The sequence below is a fragment of the Shewanella nanhaiensis genome (genome assembly GCF_019457885.1).
Classification (GTDB): Bacteria; Pseudomonadota; Gammaproteobacteria; order Enterobacterales; family Shewanellaceae; genus Shewanella; species Shewanella nanhaiensis.
In genome coordinates this window covers 278,197-291,533 of record NZ_JAHZST010000004.1, presented here as the reverse complement: position 1 = coordinate 291,533, position 13,337 = coordinate 278,197, and the positions used below count along the sequence as shown (strand labels likewise).

Annotated in this window: 13 protein-coding genes; 7 read left to right on the top strand and 6 right to left on the bottom strand. The window is 41.8% G+C overall.

Translation table 11 applies throughout. From position 1 onward, the window contains the following. Nucleotides 1-8 precede the first annotated feature (8 nt). The 4 genes from betA (at nt 9) to K0625_RS07975 (ending at nt 4,486) form a co-directional block, all read left to right on the top strand. Nucleotides 9-1,706, top strand: a complete 1,698-nt coding sequence (betA, locus tag K0625_RS07990) for a choline dehydrogenase (protein WP_220109213.1) — start codon at nt 9-11, stop codon at nt 1,704-1,706. Between the two features lie 253 nt (nt 1,707-1,959). Continuing rightward, entirely contained in the window at nt 1,960-3,177 is a 1,218-nt protein-coding gene (locus K0625_RS07985) for a BCCT family transporter (protein ID WP_220109212.1), read from the top strand. A 14-nt stretch (nt 3,178-3,191) separates the two neighbouring features. Next, nucleotides 3,192-3,896, top strand: a complete 705-nt coding sequence (locus K0625_RS07980; RefSeq protein ID WP_220109272.1) for a TorF family putative porin — start codon at nt 3,192-3,194, stop codon at nt 3,894-3,896. Between the two features lie 116 nt (nt 3,897-4,012). Next, nucleotides 4,013-4,486, top strand: a complete 474-nt coding sequence (locus K0625_RS07975) for a MarR family winged helix-turn-helix transcriptional regulator (RefSeq protein ID WP_220109211.1) — start codon at nt 4,013-4,015, stop codon at nt 4,484-4,486. 288 nt (nt 4,487-4,774) lie between these two features. Here the strand turns inward: K0625_RS07975 and K0625_RS07970 are convergent, their stop codons facing one another. From K0625_RS07970 to K0625_RS07950, 5 genes are all read right to left on the bottom strand, one after another. After that, a complete protein-coding gene (locus K0625_RS07970; RefSeq protein ID WP_220109210.1) occupies nt 4,775-5,302 on the bottom strand; it encodes a hypothetical protein in 528 nt (175 codons plus the stop codon). A 406-nt stretch (nt 5,303-5,708) separates the two neighbouring features. Beyond that, nucleotides 5,709-6,077, bottom strand: a complete 369-nt coding sequence (locus tag K0625_RS07965) for a VOC family protein (protein WP_220109209.1) — start codon at nt 6,075-6,077, stop codon at nt 5,709-5,711. A gap of 221 nt (nt 6,078-6,298) precedes the next feature. Then, nucleotides 6,299-7,114, bottom strand: coding sequence for an AraC family transcriptional regulator (locus K0625_RS07960; RefSeq protein WP_220109208.1), 816 nt, complete (start codon nt 7,112-7,114; stop codon nt 6,299-6,301). Between the two features lie 126 nt (nt 7,115-7,240). After that, nucleotides 7,241-7,657: a VOC family protein gene (locus K0625_RS07955; protein WP_220109207.1), complete on the bottom strand. Its 417-nt coding sequence runs from the start codon at nt 7,655-7,657 to the stop codon at nt 7,241-7,243. Between the two features lie 85 nt (nt 7,658-7,742). After that, the gene (locus tag K0625_RS07950) at nt 7,743-8,228 is read right to left on the bottom strand and encodes a hypothetical protein (RefSeq protein WP_220109206.1); all 486 of its coding nucleotides are present in this window, start codon (nt 8,226-8,228) and stop codon (nt 7,743-7,745) included. 345 nt (nt 8,229-8,573) lie between these two features. Between K0625_RS07950 and K0625_RS07945 the strand changes: the two genes are divergently transcribed. Both K0625_RS07945 and K0625_RS07940 read left to right on the top strand, forming a co-directional pair. Further along, entirely contained in the window at nt 8,574-9,212 is a 639-nt protein-coding gene (locus K0625_RS07945) for a DUF2306 domain-containing protein (protein WP_220109205.1), read from the top strand. A gap of 51 nt (nt 9,213-9,263) precedes the next feature. Next, the gene (locus K0625_RS07940) at nt 9,264-10,805 is read left to right on the top strand and encodes an amidohydrolase family protein (RefSeq protein WP_220109204.1); all 1,542 of its coding nucleotides are present in this window, start codon (nt 9,264-9,266) and stop codon (nt 10,803-10,805) included. 41 nt (nt 10,806-10,846) lie between these two features. Here K0625_RS07940 and K0625_RS07935 read toward each other — a convergent pair whose 3' ends face one another. Continuing rightward, on the bottom strand, nt 10,847-11,311 hold the full coding sequence (locus tag K0625_RS07935) for a carboxymuconolactone decarboxylase family protein (RefSeq protein ID WP_220109203.1): 465 nt from the start codon (nt 11,309-11,311) through the stop codon (nt 10,847-10,849). Nucleotides 11,312-11,808: 497 nt separating this feature from the next. Here K0625_RS07935 and K0625_RS07930 point away from each other — a divergent pair, with 497 nt between their 5' ends. After that, nucleotides 11,809-13,335 carry a P-loop ATPase, Sll1717 family gene (locus K0625_RS07930; RefSeq protein ID WP_220109202.1) on the top strand — a complete coding sequence of 509 codons (1,527 nt, stop codon included), beginning with the start codon at nt 11,809-11,811 and terminating at the stop codon, nt 13,333-13,335. Nucleotides 13,336-13,337: the final 2 nt, after the last annotated feature.

Here is a 13,337-nt window from a genome sequence, read left to right as displayed (position 1 = left end):
GAGCTAATATGACCCAATCCACAACTGATTATGATTACATTATTGTTGGCGCTGGCAGCGCAGGTTGCGTGTTAGCCAACCGATTATCAAAGGACTCGAATAACAAGGTATTGCTACTCGAAACTGGCGGTAGTGATAAGAGCATCTTTATTCAGATGCCAACGGCGCTCTCAATTCCGATGAACACAAAGAAATACGCTTGGCAGTTTGAAACCCAAGCTGAGCCCTATCTTGATAACCGCCGTATGCACTGCCCACGTGGCAAGGTACTCGGTGGCTCATCATCGATCAACGGCATGGTCTATGTCCGTGGCCATGCCCGTGATTTCGATGAGTGGCAACAAGAGGGAGCCAAAGATTGGGATTATGCCCACTGCCTGCCCTACTTCAAAAAAGCAGAAAGCTGGGCCTTTGGCGCAGATGAATATCGCGGCGTTGATGGTCCATTAGGCGTCAATAACGGCAACAATATGAAAAACCCGCTCTATCAGGCGTTTGTTGATGCGGGTGTTGATGCTGGATACCTTGCAACAAACGACTATAACGGCGCCCAGCAAGAGGGCTTTGGCCCGATGCACATGACTGTTAAAAACGGCGTGCGCTGGTCAAGCTCAAACGCCTACCTAAGACCCGCCATGAAGCGTGACAATCTCACGGTTATCACCCACACCTTAGTGCATAAGGTGCTATTTAGTACCAACGAAGGTGAGAGTAAAAAAGCGGTTGGTGTTCGTTTTGAGCGCAAAGGTCAGCATATTGAAGTGAGCGCCAATAAAGAGGTTGTGCTATCAGCAGGCTCCATCGGCTCACCACACATATTGCAACTCTCAGGTATCGGTGCAGCTCAAACACTCGCTGATGCAGGCATCGAGCAGATACACGAGCTGCCGGGAGTAGGTGAGAACTTACAAGATCATCTCGAGTTCTATTTTCAGTTTAAGTGCCTTAAGCCCATATCGCTCAACGGCAAGCTTGATCCGTTAAACAAGCTGTTTATCGGTACCCGCTGGATACTCAATAAATCAGGCCTTGGGGCCACCAACCATTTTGAATCCTGTGGCTTTATCCGCTCTAAAGCGGGACTTGAGTGGCCAGATCTTCAGTACCACTTCCTACCAGCGGCGATGCGTTACGATGGCAAAGAAGCCTTTGCAGGCCATGGTTTTCAGGTGCATATCGGCCATAACAAACCTAAGAGTCGCGGCAGTGTAAAAGTGGTATCAAATGATCCCCACACCCCGCCCAATATTCTCTTTAACTACCTATCACATAGTGATGATATCGAAGGGTTTCGCGCCTGCGTTCGCCTAACACGAGAGATTATCAATCAGCCAGCACTGGATCAGTACCGTGGTGAAGAGATCCAACCGGGCATAAGTGTGCAAACCGATGAAGAGATAGACAGTTTTGTCAGACGAAGCGTTGAGAGTGCCTATCACCCCTCCTGCTCATGCAAGATGGGCGAAGATGCGATGGCAGTGGTCGACTCACAAACGCGAGTCCATGGTCTAGAGGGTCTTAGAGTAGTGGACTCCTCTATTTTCCCGACCATCCCCAATGGCAACCTTAATTCGCCGACCATAATGTTAGCCGAGCGAGCCGCCGATCTGATTTTGGGTAACACACCATTAACGCCAAGTTCTGCCTCAGTCACCATCAGCAATAACTGGCAGACCCAACAAAGGCATAGCTCAGCAGCAAGATAGTTCTTTAACTGGTGAATTTACCCAATTTTCCTAATTGGAAAACTCACCAGTACAGGCATAAGGCCAGCCTAAGCTGAAAGGCTAAATGGCCCTAATCGCCAGATAAAATCTATCAAGCCTTAACTTTCGTGAAAACGATAATTAAGGCTTGAGGGATTCCTGCAGCCAAAATTTGCTGCGCTCTGGCCTAACAAAAATAAAAACTAGGAAATAACTTTATGTTTTGCAAAACAATTAAGCTAGGAGTTCGATAATGACGACTTGGCTTACTATAGGAATACTATTTACTTTCGCGGCCATCGCCTTTGTGCTCTATCGCTGGGGCAATGTTGAATGTATCGGTGTCACACCTGTGCGCACCTTTACCTTTATCGCCATCTTATTCACATCTGGATTAGATGTCGGGCTCATCATGTTCCCGCTTACCGAGTTTGCAGGTTATGCCGACTTAAGCGCGAGCCCTGAATATGGTTTCACTAACCCCTTAGCCATAGAGTTTGGCTTCTGGGCCTTCTTAATCTGGGCATTTTACTTTTTAACTTGTTTCTACTTCTGCGTCATAGAGCCAAGAGTTAAATTCTTTGAGATCCCACTTATCAAGTTTATTAATAACTTAGTGATTATCGGCACCTGTGCCTTTACCGCTTATCTGCTATTAACCAACTTGCCTTGGTATTTACCAGAGATGGGCGACGGTGAGACCATCGTCAGCAGCTTCTACCTTATCGTATTTGTGATTATTGCTGCAGCGGTCTACTCAAGTACCAGCATACGTTATGTACGCATACTCAGCTTAGCCAGTACTTGGTTATTTATGGCGTTGATCCTCATCATGTGGGTAGGCGCTTTCCTCTCTGAAGGTTCAGGTGTCGGTGAGTTCTTCACTACCTTTGCTATGATTGGCGACTACTTCGGCAATATTCATCACTTTGTTCTGCCAATGAATGATTACCATGAGTTCTATCTATTCTGGTGGTTTGCTTGGAGCATCATGATCGGCCAGTTCACCTCACGCTTTGTTGGCGGCTTAAAAACATACCAAGTGCTTATCGCCATGATGGTATTCCCATCACTGCCAATCGCCGTATGGTTCACCGTGCTTTACTACTACAGCGCCAACGAGATAGCCACCACAGGTTTCTATAACTTGGCTATGGTGGTTGTGGGCACCACCTTTGTGGTGAACTCACTCGATTCATTAATACGCCTATACACAGATAACCTTAACCTAACGGTTGAGCGTTTCGGTAAGACCAAATATATCTTAGGTAATATCGCACTGATGAGCGGGCTAACTCTGCTATTTAAACTAGACTTCCTACAGATCCAATGGGTTGGCGCATTAGCCATAGCCCTTATCTTAGCTTGCTTCGGTTATATCCTGGCCACTAAGTACAAGAAGGTAGCAGCCATTGAGCGTTCGCCTAAAGAGAACAAAATCGATTTCAGCAAAATAGAATTAGCTAACTAAAAGAAAGGGAAATGATGAAAAACACAATAAAAAAACTCGCACTAGTCGGCCTAATAGCACTACCAACTACAGCGATAGCAGGCGTTAGCTCAACCGTTACAGCAACATCTGACTACACCTTTAACGGTGTAAGCCAAACAGATAATAAGCCTGCTCTGCAGGCAAGTCTCGATTACGCAGCAGATTCAGGTTGGTATGTGGGGTCATGGGCTTCAAATGTTGATTTTGGCTCAGCTGATGATACTTGGTTAGAGCTAGATTTTTATGTTGGAAAATACTTCCAACTAAACGACAGTCTTTCACTCGATACCGGTATCGCCTATTACACCTACCATGGTGATGACGCTTCAGATGAGTACCAGTACCCAGAGGCTTACGCTAAATGGGGTTACAGCTCATCAATCGGTCATAGTGAGCTTAACTTCTGGTACACCTGGGATTACTTTGGCACCGATGCAGGCCACTATATCATGATGGCAGCACACACCTTTACCCTTACCGAAGGTCATGATATCCGTGTCAGTATTGACCGCTCAACATCAAAAGATATCAATAAATTTGCGTGGGAAGGTGATGAGTCTTACAACCACTTCCGCGCAGAATATATGACTAACCTAAAAGGTTTTGACTTCAACCTTGCCGTTGAAGACACCAGCATGGAGATGGATACGGCCGATACCCGTGTTGTGCTCTCTATTGCCAGAACCTTTGATTTTTAAGCAAACCTTGCTCAACCACTAAAAAATGCGGTATAACGCTCAGGCATCACGCGTTATACCGCATTTTTATTCGCTCGACATAGAGCAGAGTTCAATCTCACGGCAAAGGAAAGGTTATGGAAAAGTATGAGCAACTATTGATTTCACTGCGCCGAGTGATCCGAGCCATCGATATACACTCCCGCCAACTCAATAAGCAATCCGGGTTAACTGGCCCCCAGCTTATGGTGATGCAGTGCATTGAACACCTTGAAGCCCCATTGGCGAAAGAGATAGCCAAAGAGGTCGCATTAAGCCCTGCCACCGTCACCACCATTATCGACAGGTTAGAGAGCCGTGAACTGGTGATAAGAACCCGCAGTGAAACCGACAAGCGTAAGGTTCACCTCTCCTTAAGTGAAACTGGTAAAGCACTACTTAGCCACTCGCCTAAACCTCTGCAAGAGCACTTTATTACCCGCTACCAGAATCTTGAAGAGTGGGAGCAAAGCCAGCTTCTCTCATCGGTCGAACGTATCGCTGCCATGATGGATGCCAATGAGCTAGATGCTGCACCAGTGTTGTTGGTGGGTCAAATACAAGCTGATTGAACTTGTCGAATAACAAGTTTTTAAGTATCTTTTTGCTGGGTTCATTGGGTGAGATTGCTATTTGGTTTGCTAACTTTAAGCCGTTACTTCAATCCAGTTAATTGCTTGCAGCATGCTGATGTATAAACACTTCAGTGACACGCCGCAAGCACAGTCCCTGTGGGCTCTACCGTGACATCCCTGTCACGTAAGGTCACTGCCGCGTTCACACCAGACTCTGGCTTCTACATGATTATCTCTTCGATTTTTAGCTAATGGGCTACGACCCCTTTGTTTCCATTTATTTTTCTAGCCTACAGCGATTAACACCCCATACTTCTCAGATACAGCTTTAGAGAAAATGGCTTTAATTTCATTACAGAAACTTGAAAACTGCTCTTTTATCGTTAAATTAAATGCCCATTCATCTATCCGAGTACTTAGCTTTTCAATTTTTTTGAGCATAGCGGACGAGGAATCAGGTGAGTAACTTGAATAAATCCAGTACTCAGGATCTGCTAGCTTTAAATCATTATGTGGATCAGTTAAGTCAACATTTAAAATACCAATTACGTCTTTAAGTAGAAGGTAATCATCTTCCGTTAACGTAGACTTAGCTTCCTCAACAGGTTCATATAAAGATCCAGTATAATCGGCGCTTTCGATATCTAAGTTCAATTGTAAATATTCGAACCATTCATTTTTGATAATGCTAGAGTTCGGGTAGTCATCTAACTCATCTCTCAATTCTATCAAAAAGTCACTATCGCTATTCTCAGTATATTCTGAAGAAAATTGATTCCATTCCACAATCATAAAACTATTATCTACACTCACTGTACTCTCCTAAAACATAACAGTATATTAGCCTGAATTTCGAATAAGAACGATCTTAATAAGAACTGGTTGTCAGTACTTTAATCACTCAAGACTAACAGTAAACCGATGTATCAACAATGAGTTATAGCATAGAAGGTATTCAATCCCTGCTTCTCTGCCTGAGTGAAACAAAGAACCTCTTTCATTGCATAAAGAGCAATGTCACAGTAGGTCAGCGTTGGGTTCACAGCTGACTCTGGCTTATAGGTGAGCGTCTCTTCGAGTTAGCTTTCCAAGATACGATAGACTCATTTTTAGACAAAACCTTCTTAGCAGGTTTCCCCTACTCATGTGTTGGTGCTGGTCTATTTGTCTTCAGTCTGATTCTCTCAACAAAGACCTTTGTTATACGTCCATTTTTCAATCAATTTGGCGAGTGTAGTCCTATTCTATTTCCTTCCGAATCATGGAAAATTGCAAAATATCCACTTTCATCAGCATGGGCTGTTTTGGGAACAATGGGTTTTCCGCCATGTTTCATAACTTTATCCAGGATGACTTGAAGATTGTCTCCACCATTTAGGTAAATAGTCACACCTTCTGTAGAAGGTTGAAAACTTTCTACTTTCACGATGACACCAGTAACCACTTGTTCTTCATAAGGGAATAGGCCCATTTCCATATCTGGCATGTCGATTTTTTCAATACTAATATTCAAGATTGCTTGATAAAATTCGATTGCACGTGAAATATCTGCTGCTGGAATTTCAAAAATTGAAATATAATTTTTCATACCCTCTCCACTTTAAATTATGGTTAAGTCACTCTTCTGTTTTTCTAATTCAACTCTACCAGTGCTAAGACAAGCAATGTGCTAAAAAGTTAACATAGCAAGCGTAAGACAGAATCTAGATACTACTTTCCTCATGTAACATCATGTTGACTAGTTGGAATGCAGAGGCAAGATTAGACAGATAGCGGGGAAGAAAATTGTAAAAATGCGACAGATTCAGTTCATTTGTAGAAAATGGAAGAAAGGGCCATATTTTCATTCCCTAAAAACTCTTTTGGACTGACTCCAGTAAAATCTTTGAAATCTTTAGTAAAATGAGATTGGTCGTAGTAATCATTTTCATATGCAATATTGGTAAGAGTTCCTCCTTCTTCGTTAAGTAACATTTTTAAAGCGCTTTGTAATCGAATCAATTTACCTAACTGTTTCGGACTAACACCCACTTTGTTTACAAACATTCTCTCAAGTTGTCTTCTTTTAGATGGATCGTCTTTAAAAATCTCACTAATCGATGTCCCTCCTTTTGTTGTGAGCAAAGTATCTATTGTTGTTCTAACAATCCTGTCAGCCATCGTCTGTTCAGTTAGTTTCTTCAAAAGAAATAATTCGATTATCTCTATTCTTTGTTTTGTGTCAGATGCTTGAATAATCTCTTGTTCTAAATCTTGGGCTACTGTTTTTTTAAACAACATCTCTATTGGTGTTTCTTTGTTTGCCAATGTTTTAATAGGTACATTTACAAAATTGGCAAAGCCATAAGGATAAAAACGGACTGCAAATGTATCGACATACCCTGTCGGCTCAATGTTAAAAGAGGTCGTGTTTTGCCCTAATACCATAGCCCTAGGTTGTATAATGAAATGACTCTCCGAGGTATATCGCTTTATATCGTCCCCCAATATAAACGCCATTTCGATTGTACCGTCAGGAACTATAGTCTGTCTTTGAGTATCCCCTGTTGAAGGAACTTCCAAAGTCCAATAACAGCTAATTAGCGATTCTAAATCTGGATGAGGCTGAAAAGTTTGATAATTCATGAATTATTTATTTTCCTAAGTCATATGCAGCCTTGAAGGAGCCTCTCATATAAATTGCTTCAGAGTCTGGCGAGACCCACAAAAAGATAAGGATGCGACTGCATTTAATCTACCCTATTAGTTAATCTATCTTTTCGCCATTGGGTGCTCTGGGTTTAGTTGCAAAAGATCCCATAAGTTTCCGTATAGATCTTCAAACACCGCAACTGTTCCATAGTCTTGCTCTTTTGGCTCTCGGATGAAGTTAATACCTATAGATTTCATGCGCTCAAAGTCACGCCAGAAATCATCGGTATTGAGGAAGAGAAATACACGTCCACCAGCTTGGTTACCAACAAAGTCGAATTGTTCTGGCTTTGAAGCTTTAGCTAGTAACAAGGTCACGCCATGGGAGTTTGGTGGAGCGACAACAACCCAACGTTTATCTTGCTCTGGTTGATAGGTGTCTTCGATAAGTTCAAATTTAAGTTTATTCACATAAAAATCAATCGCTTCATCATAGTCTTTTACAACCAGAGCGATATGGACAATATTCTGTTTCATAGCACACCTTATCGGAGGTTTTACTTAGCGGTATAACTCTACCTTAAGTGACATGCCCTTGTTTACCTATTCGTTATTTTTAATACTACAAAGGGATTATTATTGGTACAAAATAAGTCACTTTCTTAGAAAAGGTTTCATTTACTAAGACCTGATTTTTGTCTTTAAATATCAATGAACAAGAATTAAGATTTTCATTTACATTAAATTGAATATGGTATGACGCTTTTGGTTCAGGTGTCACCTGTAGTGAAGCTAAACAAAATACTTGGTTAAGAAACCCAAAACTATTAAATGCGATATCTAACCTATAAGAAGTATTACCATCCAAAAAGAAAGTATCATGTGTCTTATCTGGTTTTAAGATACTTATGTTTTTAGCACGATCAAATCCAGAGGTTTGATCAGAAGTAAAAGCAGAAACATAGATAGCTTCATCTGGGTGAATAGACTTTTCTCCCAAAGTCGTTGTATTAACAGTTACTGTTGCACTTGAATCATTGCCTATAATTCTGGGGGTGGCACAACCAGATAAAAACAACATCAATATGCAAGTCAATATTCGCACCATTTGGATACTCCTTTAAAACGTAACACCATCCAATGCTCGGAAATGATTACAGCCACTTGTTAAATACAACCTATTCAAATGCTAGGCTACCATTTTTTGATAACAAAGCTTTATCCTTAATGATTATAAACTTGAAAATATTCATATTAACGTTTAAACCTCTAACGTTTAAAGTAAATGGTTAGTTTTGGTCATTTTCCCCACTTTTTAATCTAAACCTCCCAATGTCTACTACGGTAAATCAAAACCTTTCTTGTTAATCAAAGGCTTATTCTCTGGCTTACTTCTTGCTTATTACCCCAGCTAATAATAAAAATTCAGAATAAAAAGCTAGAAGGGATGCTTATGTTGATATTTCATATTACTGCAGGAGCCATTGCGCTTCTCTGCGGAATAACTGCCTTAATCAGCCGTAAAGGCGCTAAAGTGCACAGAACTGCTGGTAATGGTTTTTTCTTCGCCATGATGACCGTCGCCGCAACTGCTATCTATCTTGATGCGGTGAAGATGGAGTTACCTGTAATGGGGATTTTGACTGGCTATATGGCCTCCACCTCTTGGATGGCGATCAGGAGACCTGAAGGTAGCCTAGGCCTGTTCGATAAACTCGCCTTCGCGACGATCACAGCCCTAGCCGCCACTCTATTTATCTTAGGCTCACTTGGGGTCTCACCGGGAACTAACATCCCCTCCGCCTTCTTCTATATTTTCGGTTCTGTCGCCGCGTTTGCCGCAACCTTAGATCTTATCATGCTGCTCAAGGGTGGGGTCTATGGAAAACACAGAGTCGCACGTCATCTATGGCGTATGTGTATCGCCATGATCATGGCCACTATGTCATTTCTAGCTCAAAAAGCTGCTATTCCAGAGGTGTTACATGGATCTTCTCTGTTATGGATGCCAGTACTTTTACTGTTCATTTTTATGTTCTATTGGCTAATTAAGATGATATTTAGCAAAGCGTATCAAGCAAAAATAAGCTGAGCATAAGCTCAAGCACCAAGGGAAGCGGTTGTAAATAAGATAAGGGATGAGATGATGAATATATCACGACTGACAAGGTGGGTAGCTGGAGCTCTCCTTTTTGTATTGTGTGTCAGCTTAATAACTTACACTTGGGTCGAGTATCAGATGACGCAAAGAGCGGGAGGCCATACGCAAGTCATAGAGCGTGGGCAGTTCTCTCCCACAAACGGCCCCATATTAATCGAAAATGTGAACCTGCTTTCTACTGATGGTTTAACTATGCTCCCAGACCAATCAATCCTGCTTGAGAATGGAAAAATAACCCATATTAATCCACCTCAGGAGCGCGTAGATAGCCTCTTAAATAACCCCTTAATAGTCGATGGTAGTAACAAATACCTTATTCCGGGACTCGTCGATTCCCATGTCCACCTAGAGAGGAGCCCTAACGATCTATTACTCTACCTAGCAAATGGCATCACCTATATTCGTGATATGGGCGGTGTCCCTGAATACATAGCGTGGCGAAAACAGATCAGAGAGGATTTTATCGGTCCCGATATCTTTATCGCCTCAGAGAAGGTCAACAGCCTAAGCGGCATCGAAGCACTCTTTAATAGCTGGACACGAACCCGCATCAATGTCTCAACCCATGAGCAGGTAAACAAGCTCGTTAAATCCTTGGTAGACGACGGCTTTGACGCCATAAAGATAAGCAGCTTTATCAATGAGGAGATCTACCATCAGCTGCTCGATTCGGGCAAAGCAGCTGGACTGCCAACAGTTGGCCACCTCCCCTACTCCATCGGACTTAACGGCTTATGGCATTCGGGGCAAACAGAGCTTGCCCATGTAGAGGAGATAACCAAAGCACTCAGTGAAGACTTTGGCGGCTATCACCATGATCGTGCAGAGCAATACTTAAGTTACGTTGAGATGCGTAGCAATAGAGTGGCGAGAAAACTAAAGGAGAAGCAGATAACGGTTACCTCATCAATCTGGCTTATGGAGAGCCTGACGAGACAAAAATTTGCACTCACACCTTTATTAAAAGAGATAGCCCTTCCCTATGCCAACCCAGGAATTGTGGAAGGGACAGTGCTAGCCAAAGGTTGGCTACCGGGACATAACAGCTACCAGCTAAGCCAAGAGACTCTCGGCGATCCTCAAGCCATTGAGCGTTCAAAGCGATTTTGGCAGACCTACGTAAGCGCAATCCACATTATGACTCAAGCACTTAATAACAATGACGTACTCTTTATGGCGGGCACCGACGCCAATACCGCCGCCGTGGTTCCGGGGTTCTCACTCCATGATGAACTAAACTCATTAACTCAAGTGGGACTTAGCAACGCTCAGAGTCTCTATTCGGCGACCGCGGCTCCCGGAGAGTGGATGAGGAGTAACACAGGAAAGATAAAACTTGGTTACCAGGCAGATCTTATTTTGCTCGATAGTAACCCGCTACTTGATATCAACAACACCCGCAGCATTAACGCCGTATTCAGAGAGGGCAGAATGTTTGACCGTACCCAGCTAGATGCCATGTTAGCCGAAGTTCGTAGGGTCAATAACAAAGCTCGGCATCAAGGGATTAACCAGTTTAATTAAGCTTTGATAAGCAATTAATGACTCAACACTGCTAAACGGGTTTACTCTGCGTAGCTAGGAGTTGCGCCTTGGGCCAGCTTTAAACGCGTCCATAAGTTCATGTTGATAACAATTGCCGCCAACTCAGCTATCTCTTTTTCCGAAAAAAAGCGTTTAGCCTGCTCATGTATCTCATGAAAGTGAGGATCTGTCCCCTGAGTGAGCCTATCACAATAACTCAAGGCCACTTTCTCCTGCTCGTTATAAAGTTCAGACTCCCAGTAACTGGCCAGATTGTCTATTTTAGCGGGCTCAATCCCTACCTCTCGCGCCGTTTTGCTATGTAAAATCAGGCAATAGGAGCACTGATTAACTTGCGCCACTCGCAAGCGCACAAGCTGAGCTAGGTTTTTATCAAAATCTAAAGCAGCAGTATAACCAAAGGCTTTTGCCATCTGTTTAGCATTCTCATGAAAAGGAGTTAAATCTGGATCGAAACGGGTATTGTTAAAAGTTACATCAGTCATCTTCTTTCCTGTCGATTAAGTGGGAGATTAACTTTTCTAATTAATGCTGCCCTGCCACTCTATGGGAGGTATGTTGGATACTTTTCCATGTTCAATCAGAACTGAAACTCTTTTATCTGGACTTTTACATTAGTAAACACGCCCGAAAGAGACAGTAATTAACATTACTATAATAATTAGTTTTAGTAAAAAACGAACAAAAGTGCCTTACCCTGCCAACACTTAGCCTTATCTTTCGCCTAACTTAAAAACACCATGACTCTGATGAGGGAGAAGGGAGATCGATTATTTTACAGCTTGATTACTTATTATAGAGTCTATATTTTAGATATTTATAGCAACCACCCCCCCTATAACTTTTTTATATTATATCGGAGCATATTTAGTCATTAGTTTAGCGGGAGTTATCAGCCATCCCTAAAGTCGTAAGATAACAAAATCATCATATAGAGAAGCTAGAGCATTACACCGACAATATCACAGTAAAGGAATTAATAATGAGCAGGGTTACACTAAGGAAGATATTTGGAAGTGAAATGGCTCAGGAAGATCCTGACTTTCTCTCCTACGCCATGCCCAGAAATGATTACCTACTCCCTTTATCTGATGAAGATAATAAAGCCATAATTCTTAATGCCGCTCGAGGTTCTGGAAAAAGCGGATTACTGATCTCATTATCCGAGCGCCTAAAAGGTACTTCCAATACCAAAATAATTTCACTTGATTACAGAGATATGGTTTTTCCCGTTGGGAAAATATCTGTTAATGAATCTATTAACTATTGGAAAAATACCATTCTTTCTAAGGTTGTTGCGGAAATAGGTACAAGTAAAGGCTGGGCTTTTATTGATGATGATATCTGTGCCGTAGAGCTATCAGAAAACTACGGAGTTAAGAGCAAGAACCTACTAACATCAGTCCTATCTAGGCTTAAATTTAAATCAAGCCCTATCGAACGCTGCCAATTTGACTCAAATATCACGATTAAACAGCTCTCAAGAATAATATCCGCATCCTCAATAAAATATTGGATCATGTTAGATGAGATGGATGATATTTATGATAATGGAGATGAGATCAATCTACTCATCGGCCTACTTCAAGTTGTCGCCTATTTAGGAGTACGAATTCCCAACATATGGGTTCGAGTCACGATTCGCCCCCATATTCTGACATTATTAAGAACGACCAATGGCACAATTCAAAAATTAAACGAATATGAACTTAACCTATCTTGGAGTAAAGAGCAGATAAAGGAGGTGCTGGCAAGAAGGTTAGATTTCTATCAAAGAAATAACTCTAACGAAGACCAACTTGAACTAACACTTTCAGAGCCTAATGCCTTAAGTGATAAATCCATAGAAACCTCAAAGCTCATTTCAACCTACTTTGAAGATTTTGACATGGGATTTTCAGTTGGTTCAACCTCTAATTATCGAGCTTTCGGTACACTGTGTTTTTACCGTCCTAGGTGGCTTATTGAATACTGTAAAGAGGTAAGAAAAATAACAACTGAAAGCAAAAGAAGTAATCTGTATCACTATAAAAGGGCTTTTCTTCCATTTGGAAATAGAAGAATACAGTTTATATCTGGGGAGTTTTCTAAAACAATCCACTATATCCATGCCGCGATGAATGCCTTAATAGCACTGGATGTGTCAGGCTTTGGAACCTCAAAGAAATTTAGATCTGTCATTGTCAATCAGATTATTAAAACAGGAATAGTGCAAGCTGAAGAGCATGAGTATCATAGAGTTGCATTAGATATTGCAAAAAACTTATACATCACTGAATTTGTAAGAGGGAAAGTGCGAGTCGACGGAGCGGGGGGTTATCATCGCTTCTACTACTATAATGATCGACCCGATCTACTCAGCTCCTGGCAACAAGACAAAAATATACATTGGGAGATACACCCTACATTTCAAAGAGCATTTGATTTAGAAGATAGCCAAGTGTACAAAATTTCTGAAGATGTCAAAATAATAGGAAATAAACATCAAGATAAAGAGGGTGCGACCTAAAT

Bases quoted from the DNA above. Each gene is read 5' to 3' on its own strand.
- K0625_RS07945 (WP_220109205.1), top strand. From the start codon at position 8,574: ATGTTGATATTTCATATTACTGCAGGAGCCATTGCGCTTCTCTGCGGA.
- K0625_RS07975 (WP_220109211.1), top strand. From the start codon at position 4,013: ATGGAAAAGTATGAGCAACTATTGATTTCACTGCGCCGAGTGATCCGA.
- K0625_RS07950 (WP_220109206.1), bottom strand. From the start codon at position 8,228: ATGGTGCGAATATTGACTTGCATATTGATGTTGTTTTTATCTGGTTGT.
- K0625_RS07940 (WP_220109204.1), top strand. From the start codon at position 9,264: ATGATGAATATATCACGACTGACAAGGTGGGTAGCTGGAGCTCTCCTT.
- K0625_RS07930 (WP_220109202.1), top strand. From the start codon at position 11,809: ATGAGCAGGGTTACACTAAGGAAGATATTTGGAAGTGAAATGGCTCAG.
- K0625_RS07960 (WP_220109208.1), bottom strand. From the start codon at position 7,114: ATGAATTATCAAACTTTTCAGCCTCATCCAGATTTAGAATCGCTAATT.
- K0625_RS07980 (WP_220109272.1), top strand. From the start codon at position 3,192: ATGAAAAACACAATAAAAAAACTCGCACTAGTCGGCCTAATAGCACTA.
- K0625_RS07935 (WP_220109203.1), bottom strand. From the start codon at position 11,311: ATGACTGATGTAACTTTTAACAATACCCGTTTCGATCCAGATTTAACT.
- betA (WP_220109213.1), top strand. From the start codon at position 9: ATGACCCAATCCACAACTGATTATGATTACATTATTGTTGGCGCTGGC.
- K0625_RS07965 (WP_220109209.1), bottom strand. From the start codon at position 6,077: ATGAAAAATTATATTTCAATTTTTGAAATTCCAGCAGCAGATATTTCA.
- K0625_RS07985 (WP_220109212.1), top strand. From the start codon at position 1,960: ATGACGACTTGGCTTACTATAGGAATACTATTTACTTTCGCGGCCATC.
- K0625_RS07955 (WP_220109207.1), bottom strand. From the start codon at position 7,657: ATGAAACAGAATATTGTCCATATCGCTCTGGTTGTAAAAGACTATGAT.